Genomic DNA, 23,683 nt, shown 5'->3' with positions numbered 1-23,683 from the left:
TCCTTGCTAAGTTGGGCTCCGACCTGCGCCGCAGCGCCGGTGGCAAACCGAACGAAACGAGTCCAAACCCGCCAATCGCCGCCTGACCAACAAACTTGCGCTTCTACCAAGCGTCGCAGAGATCCGCTATCTGATCACCCGGCTCCTACTGCGACCGCCGATCAGGACGGCCTTCGTTCTCGCATGGTCACTCTGGCGACGAGAGCATCAAGCCTACGCAATGAGCGCTCACTACAAAACAAGACACAAAACGCAACTGTAGTACTAGAGCGGGGTCGAACCTACGACCCACTGTTGTTTCGCGTCGATCTCATCCGAACTCTTAGAGACGTCAGAGGCTTAGAAATCCCAGTCCTCGTCCTTGGCCGCCAGTGCCTTGCCAATGACATAGGAGATCTGTCTCGAATTTCTGATAGCTGTCGTCCTCTCGCTGCAAAAGTCTGAATCCGCTCGAGTGAAGTCTGGGCAGTCATCTAGCTCGCGATCAACTGACAGACCTGACAAACTATCTCGTGGAAATTGGATGGAAACGGATGGATAAATAGTGCATGACAGTGTCCCAAGAATTGGATGGGAATATGGAATTTCTAAACACGGCGACCGTGCGGATCACGCCCGAAATCCTGTCGCTGATCACCGAAATCGACGAATTCAAAGGTGCTTGGCGTTCTATCGGCCGGATCGCGCCTGAGGGGCTATCCAGCCTCTGGCGATCACAAAAAACTCTGGGGTGATCTAAGGAATTAAAAGGACATCCCTAGCGGGTGCCCGCGCCGAGTTCAGTCTTGCCACGGGTCAACGACGATCACGCCCGTATCATCGAAATCCTGAACATTACGCGTGACTACAGTTAAACCGTGAACCAGCGCGGTAGCGGCGATCAAAGCATCAGCCTCGTTGCGGCGGTCTGGAATATGTAAGTGGGCACAACGCGTCGCTATCGCGTCATCGATTGGCAGAACTCGCTCGGCGAATTCAGGGCGAACACGACTATCCATCCATCCTCGCAAGCGAGAGCCCTGGGCGGCGTCGCGACGTTGGATGGTTAATATCCCGCGCTCAATTTCCAGGATCGTAATCGCGGAAATGAACAAGTCATTTGAATCTTGCGCCCCGACCCACTTTGTCACATTGGCGTCTGCTTTACCGTCTCCAACTTTTCGCAACTCGGAGACGACGTTTGTATCCAGCAGGTACTTCAAGACAGATCGACCTCGCGAGGTGCAATTTCGGCTCTCGGCGGATCCAATTCGATCGTCGACAAACCAGGCATTGAAAGAGCATCGACGAGATTGCGGCGCTTGCCGGTCAGGCGCACGAATTCGCTGTACGTCATCAACACATGTGACGGCTTCCCGCGATCTGTAATAACTACAGGTCCTTTTTTTGCAGCCTTCTTTGCCCTACTCACGTCGTGGTTCAACTCTCGGCTAGACAAACTTGTGATGCTCATAGAATTCCTCCATGTAGGAACATACCTACATATAGGATACGGTTGAATGTGGAGCAATATCCAAGTTAGCCGCCGTGAACGGGTTGGAACTGATGACCCCTTTGTTTTGTTTTCCTCTGACAACAAATTGTCCAGGCTAGGCAATGACCTGTAACGGGACTCACAGATTTCCAAGTTCGAGATTTACCAAACCTGGTGTTTCCGCTCACCTTCGGCGGACGGTGCTGGAGTCCGTTTTGCTCGCACCGGACCACAGACATTCGTTGTCAGGTAACGCTGAGTGAGGCAGGCGCTATCGGTCGAAATGACCGTACAGTAGTAAAATGCGGAGATTAACCTCAACAATATCCGCATAAATGCGGAGATTATGCTTGCCATTCTCCGCATTCGTACCCTATCTTGAGACATGACCTATATATGGCAGTCTGCCTACTGGCCGCGTTTCGAATGGAAATTCGATAACCTTGCATCAAGACTTGCAACCGTACGCCTCGATCAGGGGCGCCTCATCGGCCGTGTGGAGAGCCTCGGTTTTCGTACGCGCGAGGCGACCTTTCTGCGAGCGCTAACTGACGACGTCGTCAAGTCGTCGGCGATCGAGGGAGTGCGGCTGGATGAACAACAGGTGCGGTCGTCGCTGGCACGGCGGCTCGGAATCGATATCGACGGATTCGTGACGCCCGACCGCTCGGTTGAGGGGATCGTCCATATCACGCTCGATGCCACAATCAATTGCTCGGAACCACTGACGACGGAGCGGCTGTTTCAATGGCATGCGGCCCTTTTTCCGACGGGCCGCAACGAATGGGGTCACCGGCTTCGCGTCGGCGATTGGCGCGACGACTCAGGCGGCCGCATGGAAATCGTTTCCGGCGCATTCGGACATGAGAAAGTCCACTATGTTTCTCCACCAGCAGATCGCATGGACGCTGAGATGTCAGCCTTCCTCGAATGGTTTAACGGATCGAACGACCTTGATCCTCTCGTTAAGGCAGCGATCGCCCACCTCTGGTTCGTCGCCATCCACCCTTTTGGCGATGGTAATGGCCGCATAACCCGCGCAATCGCCGATATGGTGCTCGCACGCGGTGATGGCGGCGCTCAGAGACTTTACTCCATGTCTGCAGCGATCGAGAGAGCGCGCCTCGGCTACTATGAAGCCCTGCAGTCAATCACGAGCAAGGAAGCTCTCGATATCACGAGCTGGATCGGGTGGTTCCTGGATCGTCTGGGCAATGCTGTCGGCGACGCGTTGCTAACCCTCGACAACGTCATGCTGAAGAATGATTTCTGGCAAGCCCATGCCACAGGCGATCTCAATCCGCGACAAGCCAAGGTCCTTAACCGATTGCTAGAAGGAAACTTCGAAGGCAAGCTTACATCGACGAAATGGGCGAAATTGACGAACGCATCCCAGGACACAGCGTCTCGCGATATTGCGGACCTGTTGGCGAAAGGGATCCTGCAAAAAGGTGAGGCTGGTGGGCGCAGCACAGCCTATGAACTGGTTATGGACTTTCCGACGCACACCTCGCGATCCGAGTGAGATCGATCCGATCAGCCACAAGACCCTCCGGTGAGCCGTACACCATGGAAGCAATCAGACGAGATCGCCGGCGGTTTGCCGGGTTGGTCGCTTATTGCGACTACTCTGCGTCTGTCTCTACCAGAAGCGACGAGCGTTCCTCGATTTTGCGGTAAAGTGCCTTCAGCCAGGGTTGTGCTCTTGATAAGATCTGAGCCATCAATCCTGTATACTTGAAGACTGAAGCTCTTTAAGAGCGGGGCGCGGCAATGCCGGTGAATTCCGATCAGGTGGGCCGGACCAGTTTCTCACTTTGTAGACTTCAGTATCCGGTGGATTCCGTGATCCGGAAGCGGGCGACGATATCGCCCTCGCACCACATGGGGAAATTGGTTCCCCACTTATTGTTGTGCAGATTGAAGCGGATGCCTTCGGCAAAGCTCGGGCGCGTCTTGCAGAAGGTCATGAAGTCCCAGCTCTGCGGCGCCACCAGCGGTGTATCCAGCGGCTCGATCGTCAAAGTGGAGGCCTCCCGCGCAGCAGCGACCGCCTGAAGCTGTGCCCCGCCACTTTCGGCAATGCGCTCCGATGAGTGCCAGAGGCCCATCTTGTTGAAACTCCAGTCCGATGCGCCGGCCGGCGTGAAAGACAGGAAACTTGCCTCCGGCATTCGGTTCGCGGGCTTGCCGCGCAACACGAACGCCAGAATCAACCCCTCCCCCTCCTCCATATGCAGCGACAAAATCGGCGGCGCTCCATACTGCCCGTTTGCCTGTTTGGGCATGGAGAGGACGGCGGAGGATCCCTCTGCAGCCGTCAGCACCGGCACGAAGACCTTGGAGAGACCGGCTCCAGAAGCGGCAAGACCCGGCTTGTCGTGGTCGAGGATCGCCCATTCCTGCCGATGCGTCAGATAGGTGTCCATATGCCGCGCCATGTCGGTGGCGTCGTAGCTCTCGTAGCGGTATGCGACCAGAGAATGTCGTCCCTCCGTGTCAGTTCGGCCTTCAATCGTACGCCCGGCGGGCGTGACAAGGGCCGTGAGATCTCCGGTTACCGGGTCGACATGAGCTTCCCATCGGCCGGCACTGATCGTTCCGGCCCGAGCCGAAATCGCTGGCAGGGCGGGTGCAGCGAGCCTGGAAATGGCCGCTTCGGCAATCTCGCGGTCGTCACACCCCAGCATCGAGACAGCCTTGTCGATATAGGCCCGTTGCTCGGCCCAGGAAGCTTCCGAATAGGCAAACCGGTAATCGGATGCCCGCGCAACTTCGAAGTCCTTCCGCGACCAGGCCTTGTCGTCCCGGAGATAGGTCTTGATGTCAACGCCGCACGTGTGTTCGGCGACCATTGCCAGGCCGCGCCCGAATGCGAGCCGGCTCGGTGTCAGCCCGTCGTCAGCGAAACGGTCATACTGGCGTTGCAATGCGAGGAACCGGGCGGTCTTTTGGGGATCCGTGGCGCTTCCGTGGATCCAGCTGTCGCCGAGTTCGATATCGAGCACCGGGAAGTGTTCGCGGGCATCCCAGAGGATTGCGCCGTAGTCTTCGAGGGTCGCGGCGCGTATGACAGCATCTGGCGCCTTGTGGCGCATCTCGCGATAGACGTCCACAGTCTGAGCCACGCTCTGCGGGCCGATGTTGTCGCTGGTATGGGCAAAACTCAGCGCGTCGCTCATGCCTTCGGGAAAATAGGTCTCGCCATAGGAACGCTGGTACATGACGACGATCTCCTCGCCGCCCGGGGCTCGCCAGCGGAAGACATCCGGCACGTTCGGTGGTGGAGAGGCTGTGTTGACGCCCAGATGCAAGAAACGAATGCCGGCCTCGGCGAGCATCGGCACCATCCCGAGCGTATGACCCGGCACATCGGTCATCTTGGCAGCGATCGTCCTCTTGCCGAAACGCCGGTCGAGTTCCCGCGAATAGGAGAGGCCGGCACGGAAAAGCGCCGGCGACATCAGTTCCGTATGGGTCGTGTAGGGCAGGCCGTGCCAGCGGATGAGACCGTGCTCGATCGCCTGTTCCAGCCGCTTGACCTCTGCCGGCGAGCGGGAATTCAAATGATCCCAGATCAGCCAGGCGCCGGTCGTCCAGATGAAGCGCGGCTCATCCGGGTTCTCGGCGAAGAAGTGCGCGCCCGTCTCGATTGCCTGAGGAATGAACCGGTCGTGATACTGTTTGCGGACCTTTTCCGCGTGATCCGTGAAGCCGATGTCGAGATGCGTCTTGAAGACCAGATGCACGCGCTTTTCTGTCATTTCCATTTCAATCAGCCGATCAATTTCAATCAACCCACTGTGCCACGCACGACGAGCCGGGTGCCGAGCGTTTCGGTCAATGGACCGTCGTCGGGATTCCTCAGACGCCGGAGAATGAGGCGAACGAGGGCGAGCACACGGTCCTCGAGATCGATCCGGACGGTCGTGAGATTGTAAGCTTTCCAGTGCGACTGCGGAATGTCGTCGAATCCGATGACGCTGACGTCTCCCGGCACCGAAAGGCCAAGATCGTGTCGCAGGGCATCAATCGCCCCGAATGCGCCGACGTCATTGGCGGCAAAGATCGCGTCCGCACCGTCCTCGACCCGGAAAAGGTCGAGCGTGGCGCGATACGCGGTATCGTAGGTATAATCGCCGTCGATGACTGTCGGCGGCTGCATACCGCGCTCGACGAGGATTTTGGTGATCATCCGCTCGCGCTCGCGGTTGGCGAGCGACTGGCGCTTGCCGCCGAGATAGGCAACGCGACGCACGCCGTATCCCTGTAGCAGTGCAACGGCCTGCTCGATACCGTCCCGCTGGCGCACCAGCAGCCGGTCATAAAGACTGGCGGATGTGTCGGCAAATTGCGCACCGTCGTCGTAGATCACATAGATCGGCACGGCGCGGTCGAGAAAGCCTGTCAAAACGTCGGCATCGACATTTTCCGTGAAGGCGATCACAGAATCGGGGTTGAAGCCGCGCATGTAGGTCAGCAGTGTCTGGTCCATGCTGAAATCGGCCTTGGCCTTGAACAGCAAGGTCGCGAAGCCTTCGCCCTGCAGTGCCGTCGTCAGCGCGTCGATCTCCTGGCTTTCCCAGGGTGAACAGACATCAGGCACGATCATGCCAACGAGATGCGAGCGGCGGGTAACAAGCGATCGTGCCGCCATGTCCGGCGTGTAATTCAATTCGCGGGCAATCTGCAGGATTCGGTCGCGCTTTTCCGGCTTCAACGATGCATTCGGATTGAAAGCGCGGGACACGGCGACGCGCGAGACATTCGCTTCTCGGGCCACGAGATCCGCCGTGGCACGGGCGCTTTTTCTGTCATTTCGTTCGGTCATCAATGCATCAACAAAATGAAAACGTGTTCATTACCTTGGAACCTAAACAATAGTGCGTCAAGGGCCAGCGATGCGATTCCTGCTGGCAAACGCGCTACCTGTGTACTTGTGGGGTCAAAATCGATCTCTCGTCTCGAAGGCACTGTTGACAAAAGTGAAAACGTGTTCACTCTAGGGCCGGGTGAGGCGAGGCACGCCGGGAGGAGGGTTCCGGCGGTCCGAATGCACCGAACCAACTTGTCCGGTAACGGACCAATTCGGGAGGAATTCACATGCGCAAGAGCATACGTTTTCTGTTGCTGGGCGCTTCGGCGGTGATTGCGCTGTCGAGCCAGGCCATGGCGGCGACGGAACTCAACATTACCTGCCGCTGCGTCATCGGCGGCGTCAACAGCGGCATGGCGGAATGGATCGAGAAGAAGGTCATTCCCGCCTTTACCGCAAAGATGAAGGCAGACGGCAAGAATGTCACCGTCAAGCTCAATCAATTCGGGGGAGCTGACGAGCAGCTGACCCAGCAGCTCGCGCTGGACTTTTCCAGCGGCGCTGGCGCTGACGTTTCCGGCTTCGACGGCTTCCTCATTCCAAGCTTCGTTCAGGGCGGCCTCCTGAAGCCGCTCGATGAGATCGGCGGCGCCGATGTCGAAAAATGGGATGGTTGGGGCCATATTTCCGACGGCACCAAGGCGCTGATGAGCTATCAGGGCAAGCCCTATGGCATCGCGCTCGGCACCGATGCCCGTATGATTTTCGTACGCAAGGACCTGTTCAAGAAGGCAGGTATTGACGCCGACGGCTGGCAGCCGAAGTCCTGGGCCGAACTGCTCGACGCCGCCCGTAAGCTGAAGGCGGCTGATCCAGCGAGTTTCCCACTACAGATCAATGCCGGCGTCTCGATGGGCGAAGCCACCACGATGCAGGGCTACTGGATGGCTTTGCTCGGCACCGGCGAGCAGGTGACTGACGAGAGCGGCAAATATATCGTTTCGAGCCAGGGCATTCTGGACACGCTCAATCTCTACAAGACCGTCTATGTCGACGACAAGCTTGGCGATCAACGCGCCCAGATGCTTGGCGATGGCCGCAATCGCACCTTCGCGAACTTTCGCGATGGCAAGACGGCGATGTTGATCGAAAGCGACTGGTTCTATCGTTCCGTTACCAAGCCGGGCGCGGAATTTGCGGTCGCGGACCGCGACAATGTGATGACTTGGAAGAAGATGCCGTCCGAACAGCCGGGCCGTGGCCTGCGCGGCCAGGATTTCGTCACCATTTCCGGCGGTACGGGGTTCGTCATCAATCCGCATACGGACGCGCCGAAAGAGTCCTGGGCGCTGCTCTCCTTCATGAACAGCCAGGAACAGCTCACCGCCTTTCAGGAGATCCAGCCGGCCATCCGCATTCGCGACGATGTCGCGATCCCGAATTCGCCGTTCCTGACCGAAACCGCCAAGACGCTGCTGCCGTTCACGACAGCCCGACCGAACGACGCCAACTACAACAAGGTCTCCGCCGAAATCCAGCGCATGACCGAGGCCGTCGTTTCAGGCGAACTGACACCGGAAGCCGCGATGAAGCAGTACAAGGAAGCAGTCACCGCCATCGTGGGCGAAGAGAACACGATCAGCCGTCTCTGATCACCAAAATCAAACGGAGGCCGGTCGCCAAGTCCGGCCTCCGCGTCGCGGCAGGCGCTGCCACGGGGTAATCGCGCATGAAAAAATTCTCCCTGCTTTCCACGCGCGCGGGCGCGGTGTTTCTCGCTCCCGCCGCCGCGCTGGTCGGCGTTTTCGTCATCATCCCGTTCTTCTGGGTGATCGTCGTTTCCTTCACAAACAAAACGCTACTCGGCCGCACGGCCGTCGATCCCGATTTTGTCGGGCTGCAGAACTATTTTACGCTGTTCAACCCCGCGACGTTCTTTACGCGCGGCCAGTTCGGCTTTTCGCTGATCCTGACGGTCCAGTTCGTGTTATTTTCGGCACTGATCGGCCAGGCCTTGCTCGGGCTCATCCTTGCCTGGCTCAGCCAGTCCGTCTCGCCGACGCTCAAGAATTTCCTGCAGACGGCTGTCATCGCTGCCTGGATCCTGCCGGAAGTGGTGATCGGCTTCGCCTGGTTCGCCTTTCTCGATTACGACAATGGTACACTGAACATGATCATGCGCTGCCTCGGTCTGCCGCAGGCCGACCTGCTGCTGCAACAGCCTTTCTGGGTCATCGTGGTCTTCAACACCTGGCGGGGCGCGGCCTTCTCCATGATGCTGTTCAACTCCGCCTTCCAGTCGATACCGCCGAGCTATTTTCAGGCGGCCGATGTTGCCGGTGCGAGTTCGTGGCAGAAACTGCGCGATATCGCCCTGCCGCTGATACGCGGCCATGTGGTGACAGATCTCATCCTTATCACCATGTGGACATTCAACGTCTTCACGCCCTTCCTGCTGACCAGCGGCGGCCCCTCATACCGGACCGAGCTGCTGTCGATCTACACCTACCGGGTTGCCTTCAAGGACTTCGAATTCGGTCGCGGCGCGGCAGTCGGTGTCATCATCATGCTGATCAACCTCGCCTTCGCACTTGTCTACCTGCAAATCGCCAAGAAGAAGAAGGCGGAGGCCGAGTGATGCAGATTTCCCGCAGCATCTATATGCGCCGCGCGGTCTTTTCCGTCGTCGCCTCGCTGATCGGCGTGGTCTTCGCCCTGCCGCTTGTGTGGTTCATCTTCGCACCATTCAATGCGCGTGCCGAACTCGGCCTTGCCATTCCCTCGCCGTTCACGCTGTCCAATTTCGTGACGGTGTTCCAGAACAGCTTCGCGATGCACGCGCTCTTGAACAGCCTGATCCAGGCCTTTGGGGGTGTCATTCTGGTGGGCGGCGCGGCCACACTTGCCGCCTATGCGCTGTCGCGATCGTCCATTCCCGGCAAGGGCGCGGTCACCTATATCCTCTTGCTTTTCTCCTCGGTCGTGTCCGGCTCGGCAGCCATGGTGCCGATCTTCCTGATCATCTCGGCAATCGGACTGATCGACACGCATCTCGCCGTCATCCTGGTGTTCGCTGGCGGGCTGTTGCCGACCGCCATGTTTATCCTGCGTGACTTCATCGACGCCATTCCGCGATCCTATGAGGAAAGCGCCATGGTGGCCGGCGCCTCACCGATCCAGGCTTTTTTCGATGTGGCGCTGCCGGTCATCCGGCCCGGGATCGTCGTGGTCGTCGTCTGGGCCTTCGTGAACATCTGGGGAAGTTTCCTCATCCCGTTCATCCTGCTGCGCAAGGACACGCTGATGCCGGCTTCAGTCGCGATCTATTCCTTCTATTCGGAGGCAGGTACGCCGATTGTCACGTTGCTCGCCGCCTATTCGCTCATCTACTCGCTGCCCGTCATTGTGCTTTACCTATTCGTCAACTGGAAGTTCGGCTTCCGGTTCTTCGGCGGCATCAAGTCGTAATTGGACCTTTCTCATGGCTTCAGTCGAATTCCAGAACGTCTCCAAAACATTCGGTTCGTTTACCGCGGTGCCGGACATCAGCTTCTCGATCGCCGATGGCGAATTCGTCTGCCTGCTCGGCCCTTCCGGCTGCGGCAAGACGACCAGCCTGCGAATGATTGCCGGCCTTGAAACTCCCTCCGCCGGCAAGGTCCTGATCGGCGGCAAGGACGTCACCTATCTGCATCCCAAGGATCGGCAGATCTCGATGGTCTTTCAGGACTATGCGCTTTATCCGCATATGAATCTCGCCGACAATATCGCCTATCCGCTGAAGGTGCGCGGCGAGACCGAGGACAAGCGACGTGCACGCGCCAGAGAAGTGGCCGACGTCCTGAAGATCGGTGACCTGATGAGGCGACTGCCGAGTCAGATTTCCGGTGGTCAACAGCAGCGCACCTCGCTTGCTCGTGCGCTCGTCTATCCGAGCCAAGTCTATCTCTTCGACGAGCCGCTTTCAAACCTCGATGCCAAGCTCCGCCTCGAGGCCCGCGGTTTCCTCAACCACTTGCAGCGCGACATGGGCATGACCGCCGTCTACGTGACCCACGATCAGGCCGAGGCCATGGCGCTTGCGACCCGCATCGCCGTCATGGACAAGGGCCGGATCGTGCAGTTCGCGCCGCCAATCGAGATTTATCGCCGGCCGGCAACGACATTCGTGGCGAACTTCGTTGGCAATCCACCGATGAACCTGGTGCCGGTGGCGGCAATGGTCGATGGCGGGCAACTTCGGTTGCGCGCGGACGGCCTGACCCTGCCCAGCCTCCCAGTGTCCGATGCCATCGCCAGGGCTGCGGCGAAAGGCAAGATGACGCTCGGAGTTCGCCCCGAACACCTACGAATGTCGGAAGCGGGCGACGCCAATACGATTGCCGGAAAGCTATTTGCCAACGAGAACATGGGGCCGGAAAGTCTGGTTACGATGGAACGAGCAGATTCCGGCCGGGTGACCGCGCGCATCTTCACCGACGACGAAATACGCACCGGCGATCAGGTCACACTCTCCTTCGATACCCGCCACGTGACGCTGTTCGACGAGACCGGCGCCCGTATTCCGGCAATAGGCGAGTAAGCCGTCATGGTCGAAATCACCGTTCACGTGACCCCTGCTGATCAGGCCGCCGATCCATATTTCTACGTGCCCGTCGATATTCCCGCCGACACGACACGCATCGACGTGACAATGAGCTACCCGAAGGCTGACGATTGCATCATCGATCTCGGAATGCTCGATCCCCTTGCCAGCGATTATCCGACCACGGCCGGTTTTCGCGGCTGGAGCGGCGGGGCGCGGGATCGTTTCTTCGTTGCGACCGATGATGCGACGCCGGGCTACATTCATGGTGAAATCCCGGCCGGCCTATGGAAGGTGATGCTCGGCCTCTACAAGGTACCGCCCGACGGTGCCGAGGTGCGGCTGACAGTCGTCTTCGACAGCGCATCGCGCGAACTCTTGCCACCGCCGGCGCGAACATTCCCGGTACGTCAGGGCGCGGGCTGGTATCGCGGCGACCTGCATTGCCACACCTATCATTCAGATGCGGCCGGTTCGCCCGAACTCCTGCACGCAGCGGCCAAGCAGGCAGGCCTCGATTTCCTTGCGATTGCCGACCACAACACGATCACTCAGCGACGCTATTTCCATCCGCATTCCTCGCCGGAACTGATTTTCGTGCGCGCGATGGAAATCACCACCGCCGTCGGACATGCCAATGTCTATGGCGTCGATGAATGGATAGATTTCCGCATGACGAAGCCGGAGCATGCCCATACGCTGTCGCGTCTTGTTCATGACCATGGTGGCCTTCTTTCGATCAACCACGACAAACCGACGATCCAGTGGGACTATGACCTGCCCAGGATCGACTGTATGGAAGTCTGGCAATCTCACTGGATGGCCTGGAACTGGGTATCGCTCGGCCGTTATCAGGACCGGCTCGCCTCTGGCCTCAAGATCTCAGCGATTGGCGGCAGCGACTTTCATCAGCCTGCACGGCTGATGCCGGAAGGACCGCTGGCTCTCGCCCGCCCAACGACGGTGCTATGGCTTGATGAACTTTCAGAAGACGCAATCCTCGCCGCCATGAAGGCCGGGCGTGGTTTCGTAACAGAAAGCCCAACCGGTCCGCACCTTGCTCTGACCGTCAACGGCCAGCCGATGGGGTCGACGACGCACGCCGACGTTACCGCAACGGCGGAAACGAAACGCGCAAAAGGTGATACGCTCGTATGGATCGACGCGACCGGCATACTTTCGACCGAGATGATAGGTTCCGATGATTGGACCGGTGGTTTCACCGGCAGGCCGAAGGCTTTCCTGCGCACTGAAATCATCGCTGCTGCAAGCCGCGAAGGCTTGATTTCCGAATTCTCCGCGGCACTCGAAGGACGTTCGCTCCCTTGGCAACTCCAGAGCGTCGATATGGCAAGCCAACCGATCCGCCGGGCGATCAGCAACCCGGTCTATGTGGAATGGTGACAGGAGCGCCGCCCGCCGGGTTCGACACGGATATAATTGCAGCATCTTCGTCATCTAGGAATTTACGCCTGTGAATGCCGGTCAGCCGTGAAAACGTCCCCCACCTCGTCGATCCCTATGAGGCGGCTACCGCCAGCCACGTCGGTGGCGAGAATAGCACCAGGTTTCCTTTAGCCCGCACCATTGCGACCCCATCCTCTCCAGCAGAAGGCGATCACAAGCCGCAATTCAGACTGCGAGTGATCCCGATAACCGATTGGAAGTCGAAGACTTCCAGGAGGCCGCGACCCTCGTTCTCAAGGTCGATGCACTTTCGCTGCATGACCCGCAGCTGAGAAGTGCGCGGATGCAATGGTTTTTTCGACACGCTTCATGGCATTCGGCTGTACCAACCGATCGCAGCAGTTCGTTCAAGGACGGCACCCACGAATCTGAGCTTGCCCCAAGGTGCAGCCGTGGTCCACACGAAGGAAAGCCCAGTTCACAAGAAGCTAACTCAGTGGTTTCATGGCGTCAAAAACGTGGTTACATTTCGATGCGAACGTTCAATGCATGCTATGGAGCCTGGGAGACCCGGCAAAAATTCTCCAACCAACAGGCGTCGGCAAGTCTCATGCAACTACCGCTAGGATAGCTGCGCGCGACAATTCGCCTCCTTCCTCGGAGCAGGTCCTACAATGACCGATCTCGTCCTTATTCTTTTTGGGCTTACTTACGTCGGAATGGCGCTCGGGCGCGTGCCTGGCCTTCGCATCGACCGAGCCGGCATTGCGCTTATTGTGGCCGTTATACTGGTCGCCATCGGCGCGATTCCGAGCGATGCTGTGGACGACGCCATTGACTTTCCGACGCTGCTACTGCTCGGTGGATTGATGATCGTATCCGCAAGAGTCGGCGCCAGTGGGTTTTACGGCGCGGTCGCCATGTGGATCGCCACTCAGGCCGGGAAGCCGCGCCGCCTGCTGGCCCTTACAATAGCGATCGGCGGCATCCTTTCCGCCTTTCTCGTCAACGATATCGTTGTCTTCGCAATGACCCCGCTGCTATGTTCCGGGCTCGCGGCGCGCAAGCTCGATCCTCGCCCGTTTCTGTTTGGGCTTGCTGCGGCGAGCAATGCCGGCTCGGCCGCGACCTTGATCGGAAATCCTCAAAACATCCTCATCGGGCAGGCGGGTGACCTTAGCTTTTGGGGTTATTTCACCGACGCGGCCATCCCGTCGCTTATGGCTCTGATCATCTGCTACGCATGCGTGGCCCGCATTTGGCGCACCAGCCTCGGCGCGCCTGCAGCGCACGCTGCAATCGAGACAGTCCGCTTCGATCGGTTCCAGGTAGGAACTTGCGGTGTGGCAATCGCCGTACTGCTCATCTTGTTTGCGACCCCGATCCCGCGGGAAATCTCAGCGCTTCTGGTGGCCGCCTGCCTGATCGTCAGTCGAACGCTGCCGACCAGGCAGCTCCTCGATGAGATCGACGTGCCGCTGCTCATCCTATTTGCGTCCCTCTTCGTGATAAACGACGCATTCGCTCGAACCGGGTTTCCGGAACAGGCTGTACAGACCTTGACGGCTTATAACCTCTTACCGAACCGCATCTCATCCTTGGTGCCAATTTCTCTGCTTCTCAGCAACACGATCGGCAACGTTCCTGCCGTCGTGATGATTTTGAACGTCTGGCATGGGATTCCGGAAGGGACTTTAGTTGGGCTCGCCATGCTTTCAACACTTGCCGGCAACCTGCTCCTCGTCGGCAGCCTCGCAAACCTTATTGTCGCTGAGCGAGCAGCCGTCCAAGGCGTCCAACTGACGTTTCGCGACCATGCCAAAACGGGCATTCCAATCACTATTCTCTCAATGCTGGTTGCCGGGCTTTGGCTCTGGGTGGGCGGCTACATGCCGATGTAATCAAAACCGACAGAGGCACGAACGAACACCGCTCGTCGCACGGCGATTCCCGCCCATCGCGACATCGCCGAGTAGGCCGAAAGGTCTTCTGCGACTCCTTGTCAGAGCGTCGCCAGCACTGCGTTCGACAGTTGGGAGCCGTAGTGCCGGCGAATACTGACCTTCCTTTCGAGAGCCTCGATAACCGTTGCCGAGAAGTTCACGGAATAGAGCTGTTCGAGATTTCGCAGTCCGCCCGGCGTAAAGACGTTGATCTCGAGGATCTTGTCACCGATGATATCCAAGCCCACGAGAAACATCCCGTCTGCGACAAGTTTGGGCCTGACAGTCTCGGCAACGTCAAGAATCTCGGGGGTAATCTTTACTGCGGCAGCTGTTCCGGCGGCACTGATATTGGAGCGGACCTCTCCTTTCGCAGGAACTCTGCGAAATGCCGCATAGGCGCCGTCCTTTTCAAGAGGTTGACCGTTCATCAGGAACAACCGGACGTCACCATCAACCGCATCCGGGAGGTAACCTTGGGCGATTAGATACCCTTCGCCACTGACTGCTTCAAATATCTGATTGAGATTGGATTCCTTGCTGGATTTAATTCTGAATACATGCCGGCCTCCCGATCCCTGTAGTGGTTTCAGGATCACACCGCGTTTCTGGCTGTCGATGAAGGCTCTAATTTCGTCCAGGCTTTTCGAGATCAGTGTCGTGGGACGAATAGCCTCGGGGAAGTCTTGGAAATAGAGCTTGTTCTGAGCCTTCATCAAGGTGTCGGGATCATTCACCGTCAGCACGCCCCGCTCGACGGCAAGTCGCCCGAACATCGCGCCGACATGAGCGGCCCAGGGTCGCTCCTCGGCATCAAGGGAAGGGTCGTTGCGCAAAAACAGCACGTCCACCTCTTTCACGTCAATCGTTTCGACGCGCGCCTTCTCATTGAGATCGGCAATGAACGTGTCTTCATTCTTCGGTTTGCCCCCACTCGGGGCCCTTGCGCGGACTGCCAGGCTGTCGTCGGATCGCAGCACAAAATCCCCGGGCGTGACATAACAAACATCATGGCCACGGGCGCTGGCGACCATCGCGAGGGATGTCGTCGTATAATAAGGCGCCTCGCTTTCGATCGAATTCACGAAGAATGCTATTCGCATTTAGGCTTCCTTTGGTTGAACCAGGTCGATTGGGCGCAATCCCTGTCTTGCGCTGTCAAGTCGTTCGCGGCCTTCAGCAGTCTCCAGAAACAGCGGATGGACGCTCGGCGGCTTGAGCAGTCCGCGTAGTGCAAGCTCTTCCATAACGGCGAAATGGGAGGAAGCGATTTTGCCCATCCAGAACGGCTCGAGCGCGCCACCGTGTTTCAGATGGTCCAGCAGTTGAAGGAGGCCTCTCAAGTAGATCGCATCCTTGGCCAATCCGCCGCCGCGGTAAACACGCAGTGCAAGGTTGAATGCCCCGTGATCGGAGAATTTGTAGTTGGAAACGAGCCGACGGAACGTTTCGGCGAAGCTTAGCCCCGAGAGCATGTAAGCGCATGCGACGACCCTCGCAGCTATCAGCTTAAGCCGCTCGGCAGTGAGGCCACCCGAGAGGTACTCAGCGAAAACCGCCAGCCCCTCCTGCATGCCTTCGTATCCGGACAGCCCGGAGCGAAAGAGCCGCAGCCCTTGAGAGGAACCATTAAAATAGGTGAGGAGATGAACTCCGATTTCGTGCGCAAGAAGCGACTCGACACGTCGTCGGTCCATGATCGTCGACCTCGAAATGAAGAGACGATGATTGGTCACCATCAGGCCAGAAGGGAGGTCATCGCGAAGCACAATGCTTGCCTTGAAGTCCGGCCAGACCGTTCGGTAACGATTAATCATGGCTTCCGCACGTCGTTCCACATAGTCGGCATCAGCGGTGGGAATATTGGAACGCGACTTAAGATGATCCACAGGATACTCGTCCGCGAGCATTCCAAGAATATCCTCGGCTTCGAGCAAAAGCGAATGCTCGACCGGACCATAAAGCGCCCTGCCAAACTCAACGAAGCTCTTGGTCTGGCGCGCAGCAATCAGCGAAAGTTGCAAGTCGACTTCACGCTGCTTTTCCCGGCAGAGGTCGTATAGGACCGGATCCTCCATTTGGTCAAAGGAGATAGCGAAGAGCCGATGCTTCGCATTTTCCACCTGGGTCGTCAGCGGGCGGTATAGAAAGACCGGCTCGCTTTCAAACCCGGCCAACCTGAATTCGTGAAATGCTTGCCTTGCGTTGATGGGGGTGACGGCAAGGAGAACGTCGAAGAGCGATGCAATCTCGTCTATGCTTCTGTCGACGCGACTGACAGCGTCGACGAAGGCACGTCTGCCAAGGGACCGATACGACGCAAGCTTGACAAGTTTCTTGGTTTCCAGAAAGGCGCCACACGCGCGGAGCGCGGCGTCGAACAGCGTCGAGACCAATTGGTCGCGAACTTCAGGGTAAATCTCCCTGGATTCGGGCGTCCGGTAGATCGGCGCGAACTCAACACCAAGTATGGCGCAGCCGGGCATGGCCGCAATCTGTGCGTCAATGGTCGAAGTGGGGATATTCCGCTCGAGGACTCTCGGCGTGCGGAATCTCGCCTCGCTCGCCATAATGGTCTTCGAGAAAATCGTCTTTGCAAGGGCGGCATTCTCGGATGACCAAACGGAAACCTCAAACGGCGGGAGATAGGGAGCGTCATCGGTAAGAAACCGGTCACGCTCGAGCTCACTGCTTCGAACGACAAGGAGGGCCCCGAACTGCTCGACCGCGACCGCGGCGATCGCCTCGATAATCGACACGACCTCCTGAGGGTCCGATGCAAGGAGATAGGAAGCACTGGCCTGAACTACGGCTTGCGCCACATCCTCCTCCTTTCCTGTGTTGATATGAACGAAAAGAAAGGGGAGTCGTCGATCGATATGCAAGCGACCACCTTCGGGGAATTCCCTTCGGATCGGTTTGTCGTCGCGAAGCGACTGCTTGATATCACATAGCCAATCGTCCTGGGTCGCTGACGCGTGTTTCGTCATGACGTTGACCTCAAAACGCGCTCGAGAAGCGGAACGGCCGAGGTAAGCGCCTCCTGCAATTCACGAAGTGCTGAGTTGTCTGGCTTTCCCGTCCACTCGTCCATGAAAATCTTCTTGAACTCAATGGCGATCGCGCAACCGATTCCCGGATATTGTTCATGGACGAACCGCGCCTGTTCTCCCTTTCCGTGAAAGGCAACGTTCTCCCGCACGTCAAGCCGCCTGCCGCCAACGCCGAAGGATCGGAAGTGATCCATCAATGGCTCGACTACATGGACCCATCGTTCTCGATCCATGGAGAACGTACCGATATTGACGTCGGGCGCCTGATCCTGGGGCGTTGGCGTGTCCGGATCCGCTCGACGATAATTATAACTGTGCACGTCAAGGAGCACGAAGTGCTTGTGGTACCGCTGGATGCCGTCGAGAAAGAAGCGAAGCATCTCATAGTAGTCGTCATGGATAAGCAATGACCTGCGATGTTCCGATTGCGGAAGGCTCTCTTTCCAAACTGTCAGCCCCCATGCCTGCTCGGGGCGAAGATAAACAGCCTGGTCACGGCTTCGGTTGAGATCGATTTCAAATCGGGAACGGTGAAATACAATCTGGTTTGGCAAGCCCCTGATCAAACTCGCCGTGAACGGGTCTTCTTCGCGAAGACGCTCGACCTCGTTCAAGGCGTATCGAGAACGCAGACTTCTCCGAACATGGCTGCCGTCATGGATCGCCGTTCCAATAATGGGCGACTGACTTCTCGTGAGACTCCACAGAGGATCGGAATTCTCCCCCTTTGGAACCTCGACGTTCTCTATCGCCATAGAGCCTCTCTGCATTGACTCCGCCTCAAGTTACGGGAACCTCGTGGCCGCGCAGAACAGAATGCACGTGTACGGGCCAGAGTTGATCATCGTCTGCCAAGCGCCGATTGGCGTGGCCCCTAAAACGAGAACCGGTCGCTGCTCCATGTGGGATCGCCTCCCCGTTGAAACGCAATGGCCGTTTGGCTTCAAATGCCTGCTCGAAGAACGCAGTTGCCGCGGAGCCGGTTCCGCTGGGGGGAAAAATAGCGGTCGATCGGCGTGGACGGCGGCGCTTCCCGACTGGGAGCCGGGGAATGCCTCTGTGTTTCCTTGGAACCCTGAGGCCGACTGCGAATTTCCGGGTGATGAAGATCGGTGCGGTATGTCTTGCCATGTCAGAATCCGTCGTATGGCTGGCGATGACCACGAGACGCGCCGAGATTGTCTTATACAATGTCTCGGACTTCAGACGGGTCGCCCATCCAGCGCCGAACCACGCGCAGCGAGGCTTCCGGCCGCAGATTGACCACGATCTGCCTAATTCGATCCAATCTCGTTGAAAGGCACGGTCGCCGTGCGGAACGGCAGGGCTGACGCGCCAACCATCAGGCTCATGGCCTTGTTGAGGATGACGGCCTCGAGTGCCGCGAAGTTGAAGATACCGATGAGTAGAGGAAGACGGAATTCAGAGCCGCCAAGCCCGATCAGGCCACCCAACGCCCCGATAATCCCGCGGCCGGCGAAGGCCGGAACGAGTTTTCTCTGCGCGGTGTCGTCTGTCGAACAAACTTCACCGGTTCTCCGCAAGGACGCCAATAGCCCTTGATCTTGCAGAAGCCGCCACCGCGACGAAAGCCGCGATGCTGATCGCGCCGAGGCAGGCGTTTGCGGCCAGTGCGAAACTTAGTCCGACATTTTCCATGGCTGCCGCAAACACGAACGGCGCTCCGGCTCCGACTGCCAGACGGGCGGTAGCCATCTTGCCGGTGATCGCGCCATATCCGTCCGATCCAAATAGATAGAGCGGCAGGCTACCCTGCGCGATGCTGTTGATACCGGAGCCCAAACCAAGGCAGATGGCGAATGCAACTGCTCCCGGCAGCCAGTTTCCAGTTGCCAGCAGGATCAGGACGCCGAAGACGATCAGGACGGCTGAGAGAACAGCGAGGGTTGGCGGCGACAGGTTTTTCCCGAAGACCATGTTGATCAGACGGCTCAGGACCTGAGCAGGACCGAACAGTGAGCCGATGACGACGGCGACCGTGCCAAGCCCGATCGAGTCGAGCATCGGGACCATATGAGCCAGGATCGCGGCCAGAGTGAAGCCAAGGAGCGCGAAGGCGATAGAGACGATGACGATCGCGCGGCGTCGCTCATTAGGCGGGATTGCCCCGATCACCGTCTCGCGTGTCCGGATCGTTGCGTCGCCCGACTTTTGTCCGAGACTCCGGATCCAGAGGTGCAGCGGCATGCAGAGGAACAGGTTCAGAGCCGCGAAGACGAGATAGATTTCGCGCCAGGAGAGATATCCGGTCAAAGCTGCCGAGATCGGCCAGAAGATCGTGGAGGCGAAGCCGCCGATCAGCGTCAGATAGGTGATGCTGCGCGAGGCAGTGCGGGGATCGCTTTCGACCAGCGCAGCGAAAGCCGCCTGATACTGGACCATGCCGGACGATACTTCGAGCAGGATGATGGCGATGGCGAAGATCGCGACCGATGGAGACCAGGCGCAAAGCGCAAGCGTCAGCGCCGCGAACATGGAGCCGATCGTCATAATCGCCGCTGCGCCGATCCGGTCCATTTGCTTGCCGATATAGGTGGCCGACAGGCCGCCGATGAATAGGGATACGGAGAAGACCCCGAACACTTCGGCCAGCGTCAGGCCGAGGTCATCCGCCATGCCGGGAGCCAGAATGCTGAAGCTGTAATAGAGCGTGCCGTAGCCGATGACCTGCGTCAGGCCGAGAGCCGAGACGATGCCCGCAGGGATTTTATGCAACGATTTCACCCTTGCCGGCGGAACCGCAGCAGTCGTCGCTACGCTCGACATTTTCCCTGATCGCCGGATGGCCGGCGCAGCAGTCCTCCATCAGGAATTTGACGAGATCGGCGAGCGCGTCGTAATTGGCGCTGTAGATGATCGAGCGGGATTCCCTACGCTGGGAGATCAATCCCGACCGCTCCAGCTCCTTCAAATGGAACGAGACGTTGGTCGCCGACACGCCCATGCGTTCCGCGATCGCGCCAGCGGCCATTCCCTCGGGGCCGGCAATAACCAGCGCCCGGACAATGGCGAGACGAGTCTCTTGGGACAGCGCGGCAAATGAAGATAGGGCTTGACGTTCTTCCATTATTCAATAATCCTTGAACTATTGGATATAGGAATAGCCCACATGGACGCAATCGACAAGACCCATTCTTCCGACATCTCTCTCGGCCATCTCCTCGATGTTCTCGCGGTCGCGCCAGACGCCCCACTGGTGTTCAGCTATGAGGGCACTGCCGTCCGGCCGGGCTACCATGTCACCGAGGTCAAGGCAGGTCAGTTTTCGGCGCTGGACTGCGGCGCCAATCCGGAAGCCTGGTCCGAGATCTTCGTCCAACTCTGGGATATCGATGAGGACGGTCGGACCCATATGCCGGCAAGCAAGTTCTCTGCGATCATCCGCAAGGTCTCCGATCACGTACAGCTCGAGCCATCGGCCAAGCTCACATTTGAGGTTAGTGATGGAGAGCGGCCGATGGCCCTTTATTGCGCGGCAGCGCCGCGGCTCATCGCCGGCACATTCGAAGTAGCGCTTGCCGCCCGACCCGCAAGCTGCAAGCCGCGGGATCGCTGGCTGGCGGAGGAGCAGGAAAAATCATCTTGCTGCGCGCCGGCCACCAACTCGTCGAAGTGCTGCGGGTGAACCGACCAGTCTGGATCGCTCCCGGACGCTACGCCGGAAGCGGTGAGTTTTCAGGACGAAGCGCGAGCTCTCCGAAAGCCCTCTTACGTTGAACCGGATTCTGTGAACTGGAAAAAGAAGGGGTTTCTAAAGTCCGTTTAGACGCTATCGTGTCAAGGAGGCGTCAGCACGAGACTTTCATGACAGTTCAACATCACGGACACCTGCACGAACGAATGACGATACTTGGCGACCTCCAAGCCGCCTCGTTTGTTCCGTGGATCCGTCGTCACGCAGCAAAGCTCGGCCTGTCCCAGGCCATATCTCATCGAAGCGTCGACCGGATCGAACTCGAGGTCGCCGGACCGATAGAATTGATCGACATGATGGAGGTGGGATGCTCGCTCGGACCTATTGATGTATGGGTGGAAACCATAGTCCGCACACCGATCGAGAGCGACGCAGAATAGGCCTTGCGACGCCCTTCAATTTTCCACTGCACGTTATTTGATCAGCGTTGCCAATGCGAAAAAATTATGCAAACGTGCTCCCGTCCGCTACGAACCGCCCTATCCAAGCGGTGGCCTTGAAGCAGACAAAACGTTGATAATGCTGAGAAAGTTCTACCATGTCAGCCGATACGACGGGCTTTTGGACGCCAGTCGCGCTTTCTGCGGATTTGCCGTCAGGGACGGTAATCCCCGCACGCACAAGAGCCGGCTCAATTGCCCTCTGGAGAAGTGATTCAGGACGGGTCGCGGCATCGGCAGACCGCTGTCCCCATCGTGGCATGCGCCTGTCTTATGGCTTTGTACGCGGTGAGGTGCTGTCTTGCATCTATCACGGCTGGAGTTACACGCAGACGGGAAACTGCCTGCGCATCCCGGCTCACCCTGGTCTTACGCCGCCCGACACGATCCGCGTAGCGACGCACCTGGTCGAAGAGACCGATGGCGTGATCTGGGTAGCCGTCGGAGAACCCGTCCACCCGCCCCCGAAATTGGACGGCCTCGTTGCATTGCGCTCGCTAACGATGCATGCCGACGTTACCACCATTGAGGCGGCTTCCGGCGCGAAAACAGACGAGACCGGCCTTCTAAAAGCAACGCAGCAATCCGAAACGATGTGGCTGCTGCTTTCCGAACAGGAACAGGGCCACACCCTCGTCCATGTACTCCTTGACGGCGATAACACGCGCGGTGACCGCATCTCAGCGTCGCGGGCCGTCGAAAGCCTGCGCCGATGCGCCGAAGACCTTCAGGCAAGGAGATCTCGTGATGGCTAAGGAAGCGATGCTCGACGAGTGGTATCCAGTCGGCCTCTTCAGTCAGGTCAAAACGACCGCATACAAGACGGCTCTGATGGGCGAACCGATCGAGGTTTCTGTCGGGGCGGACGGCAAAGCGATCGTGACGACGTCGGGCGGACGTGTCTTGTCGTCACGTGTTCGCTATGGCCACGTGTGGTCGTCCATCGGAGATCCTCAAAAGGAGATCTTTTCCATTCCCGAGGCTGACCAACCTGGTCGCCGGTTTGTCGATGTTGGTGTGGTTCGCGTTCGCTGTTCGCCGCTTCGCGCGGTCGAGAACTTTCTCGACATCGCTCATTTTCCTTTCGTCCATACTGACATCCTCGGAGCAGAGCCGCACACGGAAGTGCAGAACTACAAGGTTGAAATTCGCGACGTCGAGGATGAAGTCTGGGCAACGCAGGTGAAATTCTACCAGCCGCAAGCAGCAAAGTCGGCAAGCGGCGGGATTACGACAGAGTACATGTATCGCGTGCCGGCCCCGACCTGTTCGGTGCTTTATAAAACCTGCCCACCGCGCCCCAGTGAATGGGACGTCATTACTCTTTTCGTCCAGCCGCTTGCCGAGGATCTTTGCGATGTCTGGCCGTGGATGGCGCTGTTTGACGATGAAACATCGATGACCGACCTCATCCATTTCCAGCAGACGATCTTTCTGCAGGACCGCTCGATCCTTGAAAATCAGATCCCGCGTCTTTTGCCACTTGACCCCGGCATGGAAATCCCGACGCGCGCCGATCTGACATCGGTAGCCTACCGACGCTGGCTAAAGCGCCACAATTACACCTATGGCGCACAGTTGGTGGCGCAATGAGGCTCTACGATTACATCCTCTCGCCCAGTTGCTACAAAGTGCGCCTGATGGCGGCTTTGACCGGGCTGTCACTGGATATCCGGCCGGTCGACTTTCATCCGGGCGGCGAGCACCGCAAAGCCGAACTTCTGGCACTCAACCCGGCTGGCTCCATCCCCATCCTGGAGGACGGGGATCTGCTCCTGACGGAATCGTCAGCAATGCTCGTCTTCCTCGCGAGAAAGGCGGCTCCAGAGTGGCTTGGGGACGGAACGGTCGAACAGGCGGCCAGGTTGCAACAGTGGCTTTCCTTTTCTCACCGGCTGACCGCAAATCTTGGCGGCGCGCGCCTCCACGAGATGTTGCATCGCCCGGGCGATATTGCCCTTTTGCAAGCGCAGGGCGTTGCTGCGCTGCGCGAACTTGAAGCCGGGCTGGTCGAGCAAGATCTTCGGGGCATGCCGTTCCTTGCTTCCGATCGCCCGACGGTCGCAGACATCGCGTGCTTTCCCTACGTGGCGCTCGCGCCAGATGGCGGCGTTTCGCTTGACCCCTACCCTGCGATCCGGCGCTGGTCCCGCGCCATTCGCGCGCTCGATAACTTCATTGAGATGCCAGGCATACACCGACTGCATGAGTTGAAGCCCGAGCCCCAGATTGGAACGGGCGAGGAGTAAC

At 58.4% G+C, this 23,683-nt stretch carries 22 protein-coding genes and 1 pseudogene; 13 read left to right on the top strand and 10 right to left on the bottom strand.

Features of this window, described 5'->3' with window-relative positions; genetic code table 11:
• The first annotated feature begins 578 nt into the window (after positions 1 to 578).
• Entirely contained in the window at positions 579 to 734 is a 156-nt protein-coding gene (locus RHIBUN_RS0127085) for a hypothetical protein (protein WP_245271729.1), read from the top strand.
• Between the two features lie 45 nt (positions 735 to 779).
• Here RHIBUN_RS0127085 and RHIBUN_RS0127080 read toward each other — a convergent pair whose 3' ends face one another.
• Positions 780 to 1,202: a type II toxin-antitoxin system VapC family toxin gene (locus RHIBUN_RS0127080; RefSeq protein ID WP_018857931.1), complete on the bottom strand. Its 423-nt coding sequence runs from the start codon at positions 1,200 to 1,202 to the stop codon at positions 780 to 782.
• Positions 1,199 to 1,453 (bottom strand): type II toxin-antitoxin system prevent-host-death family antitoxin, encoded by a 255-nt coding sequence (locus RHIBUN_RS0127075; RefSeq protein WP_025661968.1) that lies wholly within the window; start codon positions 1,451 to 1,453, stop codon positions 1,199 to 1,201. Before RHIBUN_RS0127075 ends, RHIBUN_RS0127080 begins: the two co-directional genes overlap by 4 nt.
• A 406-nt stretch (positions 1,454 to 1,859) precedes the next feature.
• Between RHIBUN_RS0127075 and RHIBUN_RS0127070 the strand changes: the two genes are divergently transcribed.
• Positions 1,860 to 2,999 carry a Fic family protein gene (locus RHIBUN_RS0127070; RefSeq protein ID WP_025661967.1) on the top strand — a complete coding sequence of 380 codons (1,140 nt, stop codon included), beginning with the start codon at positions 1,860 to 1,862 and terminating at the stop codon, positions 2,997 to 2,999.
• A 301-nt stretch (positions 3,000 to 3,300) separates the two neighbouring features.
• Here the strand turns inward: RHIBUN_RS0127070 and RHIBUN_RS0127065 are convergent, their stop codons facing one another.
• A complete protein-coding gene (locus tag RHIBUN_RS0127065; protein ID WP_025661966.1) occupies positions 3,301 to 5,238 on the bottom strand; it encodes a DUF5054 domain-containing protein in 1,938 nt (645 codons plus the stop codon).
• 29 nt (positions 5,239 to 5,267) lie between these two features.
• On the bottom strand, positions 5,268 to 6,305 hold the full coding sequence (locus tag RHIBUN_RS0127060) for a LacI family DNA-binding transcriptional regulator (RefSeq protein ID WP_025661965.1): 1,038 nt from the start codon (positions 6,303 to 6,305) through the stop codon (positions 5,268 to 5,270).
• 272 nt (positions 6,306 to 6,577) lie between these two features.
• Here RHIBUN_RS0127060 and RHIBUN_RS0127055 point away from each other — a divergent pair, with 272 nt between their 5' ends.
• From RHIBUN_RS0127055 to RHIBUN_RS0127020, 6 genes are all read left to right on the top strand, one after another.
• Positions 6,578 to 7,942, top strand: a complete 1,365-nt coding sequence (locus RHIBUN_RS0127055) for an extracellular solute-binding protein (RefSeq protein ID WP_025661964.1) — start codon at positions 6,578 to 6,580, stop codon at positions 7,940 to 7,942.
• 77 nt (positions 7,943 to 8,019) lie between these two features.
• Positions 8,020 to 8,928 carry a sugar ABC transporter permease gene (locus tag RHIBUN_RS0127045; RefSeq protein WP_025661963.1) on the top strand — a complete coding sequence of 303 codons (909 nt, stop codon included), beginning with the start codon at positions 8,020 to 8,022 and terminating at the stop codon, positions 8,926 to 8,928.
• Positions 8,928 to 9,758 (top strand): carbohydrate ABC transporter permease, encoded by an 831-nt coding sequence (locus RHIBUN_RS0127040; protein ID WP_018857924.1) that lies wholly within the window; start codon positions 8,928 to 8,930, stop codon positions 9,756 to 9,758. Before RHIBUN_RS0127045 ends, RHIBUN_RS0127040 begins: the two co-directional genes overlap by 1 nt.
• A 13-nt stretch (positions 9,759 to 9,771) precedes the next feature.
• Positions 9,772 to 10,872, top strand: a complete 1,101-nt coding sequence (locus RHIBUN_RS0127035; RefSeq protein WP_025661962.1) for an ABC transporter ATP-binding protein — start codon at positions 9,772 to 9,774, stop codon at positions 10,870 to 10,872.
• Between the two features lie 6 nt (positions 10,873 to 10,878).
• Positions 10,879 to 12,279: a CehA/McbA family metallohydrolase gene (locus RHIBUN_RS0127030; protein ID WP_025661961.1), complete on the top strand. Its 1,401-nt coding sequence runs from the start codon at positions 10,879 to 10,881 to the stop codon at positions 12,277 to 12,279.
• A gap of 677 nt (positions 12,280 to 12,956) precedes the next feature.
• Positions 12,957 to 14,183 (top strand): SLC13 family permease, encoded by a 1,227-nt coding sequence (locus RHIBUN_RS0127020; RefSeq protein WP_025661960.1) that lies wholly within the window; start codon positions 12,957 to 12,959, stop codon positions 14,181 to 14,183.
• 101 nt (positions 14,184 to 14,284) lie between these two features.
• Here RHIBUN_RS0127020 and RHIBUN_RS0127015 read toward each other — a convergent pair whose 3' ends face one another.
• From RHIBUN_RS0127015 to RHIBUN_RS0126985, 6 genes and pseudogenes are all read right to left on the bottom strand, one after another.
• Complete coding sequence (locus RHIBUN_RS0127015; RefSeq protein WP_025661959.1) at positions 14,285 to 15,328, bottom strand: glutathione synthase; 1,044 nt, start codon at positions 15,326 to 15,328, stop codon at positions 14,285 to 14,287.
• A complete protein-coding gene (locus RHIBUN_RS0127010; RefSeq protein WP_348626002.1) occupies positions 15,329 to 17,047 on the bottom strand; it encodes a flavohemoglobin expression-modulating QEGLA motif protein in 1,719 nt (572 codons plus the stop codon). It lies immediately after the preceding gene.
• A 164-nt stretch (positions 17,048 to 17,211) separates the two neighbouring features.
• On the bottom strand, positions 17,212 to 18,048 hold the full coding sequence (locus tag RHIBUN_RS0127005) for an N-formylglutamate amidohydrolase (protein WP_156932761.1): 837 nt from the start codon (positions 18,046 to 18,048) through the stop codon (positions 17,212 to 17,214).
• 382 nt (positions 18,049 to 18,430) lie between these two features.
• Positions 18,431 to 18,744 (bottom strand): annotated as a pseudogene (locus RHIBUN_RS35785) (sulfite exporter TauE/SafE family protein); the annotation flags it as partial.
• A 61-nt stretch (positions 18,745 to 18,805) separates the two neighbouring features.
• Positions 18,806 to 20,023: an arsenite efflux MFS transporter ArsK gene (gene arsK, locus RHIBUN_RS0126990; protein ID WP_025661955.1), complete on the bottom strand. Its 1,218-nt coding sequence runs from the start codon at positions 20,021 to 20,023 to the stop codon at positions 18,806 to 18,808.
• Positions 20,007 to 20,366: a metalloregulator ArsR/SmtB family transcription factor gene (locus tag RHIBUN_RS0126985; protein WP_025661954.1), complete on the bottom strand. Its 360-nt coding sequence runs from the start codon at positions 20,364 to 20,366 to the stop codon at positions 20,007 to 20,009. The genes arsK and RHIBUN_RS0126985 overlap by 17 nt, the downstream gene beginning before the upstream one ends.
• A 42-nt stretch (positions 20,367 to 20,408) precedes the next feature.
• On the opposite strand from RHIBUN_RS0126985, the gene RHIBUN_RS0126980 reads away from it, so the two are divergent.
• The 5 genes from RHIBUN_RS0126980 to RHIBUN_RS0126960 all read left to right on the top strand — a co-directional run bounded on the left by RHIBUN_RS0126980 (position 20,409) and on the right by RHIBUN_RS0126960 (position 23,682).
• On the top strand, positions 20,409 to 20,924 hold the full coding sequence (locus RHIBUN_RS0126980; RefSeq protein WP_025661953.1) for a DUF6428 family protein: 516 nt from the start codon (positions 20,409 to 20,411) through the stop codon (positions 20,922 to 20,924).
• Positions 20,925 to 21,103: 179 nt separating this feature from the next.
• Positions 21,104 to 21,373, top strand: coding sequence for an acylphosphatase (locus RHIBUN_RS0126975; RefSeq protein ID WP_025661952.1), 270 nt, complete (start codon positions 21,104 to 21,106; stop codon positions 21,371 to 21,373).
• Between the two features lie 158 nt (positions 21,374 to 21,531).
• Positions 21,532 to 22,188: a Rieske 2Fe-2S domain-containing protein gene (locus RHIBUN_RS34080; protein ID WP_025661951.1), complete on the top strand. Its 657-nt coding sequence runs from the start codon at positions 21,532 to 21,534 to the stop codon at positions 22,186 to 22,188.
• Positions 22,181 to 23,026 (top strand): aromatic ring-hydroxylating dioxygenase subunit alpha, encoded by an 846-nt coding sequence (locus RHIBUN_RS0126965; RefSeq protein ID WP_025661950.1) that lies wholly within the window; start codon positions 22,181 to 22,183, stop codon positions 23,024 to 23,026. Before RHIBUN_RS34080 ends, RHIBUN_RS0126965 begins: the two co-directional genes overlap by 8 nt.
• Entirely contained in the window at positions 23,023 to 23,682 is a 660-nt protein-coding gene (locus RHIBUN_RS0126960) for a glutathione S-transferase family protein (RefSeq protein WP_025661949.1), read from the top strand. The genes RHIBUN_RS0126965 and RHIBUN_RS0126960 overlap by 4 nt, the downstream gene beginning before the upstream one ends.
• Position 23,683: the final 1 nt, after the last annotated feature.

This window comes from Rhizobium sp. IBUN (genome assembly GCF_000510625.1).
GTDB classification, from domain to species: Bacteria; Pseudomonadota; Alphaproteobacteria; order Rhizobiales; family Rhizobiaceae; genus Rhizobium; species Rhizobium altiplani.
The sequence above is the reverse complement of the archived record's forward strand: the minus strand, read 5'-3'. Positions and strand labels throughout refer to the sequence as shown.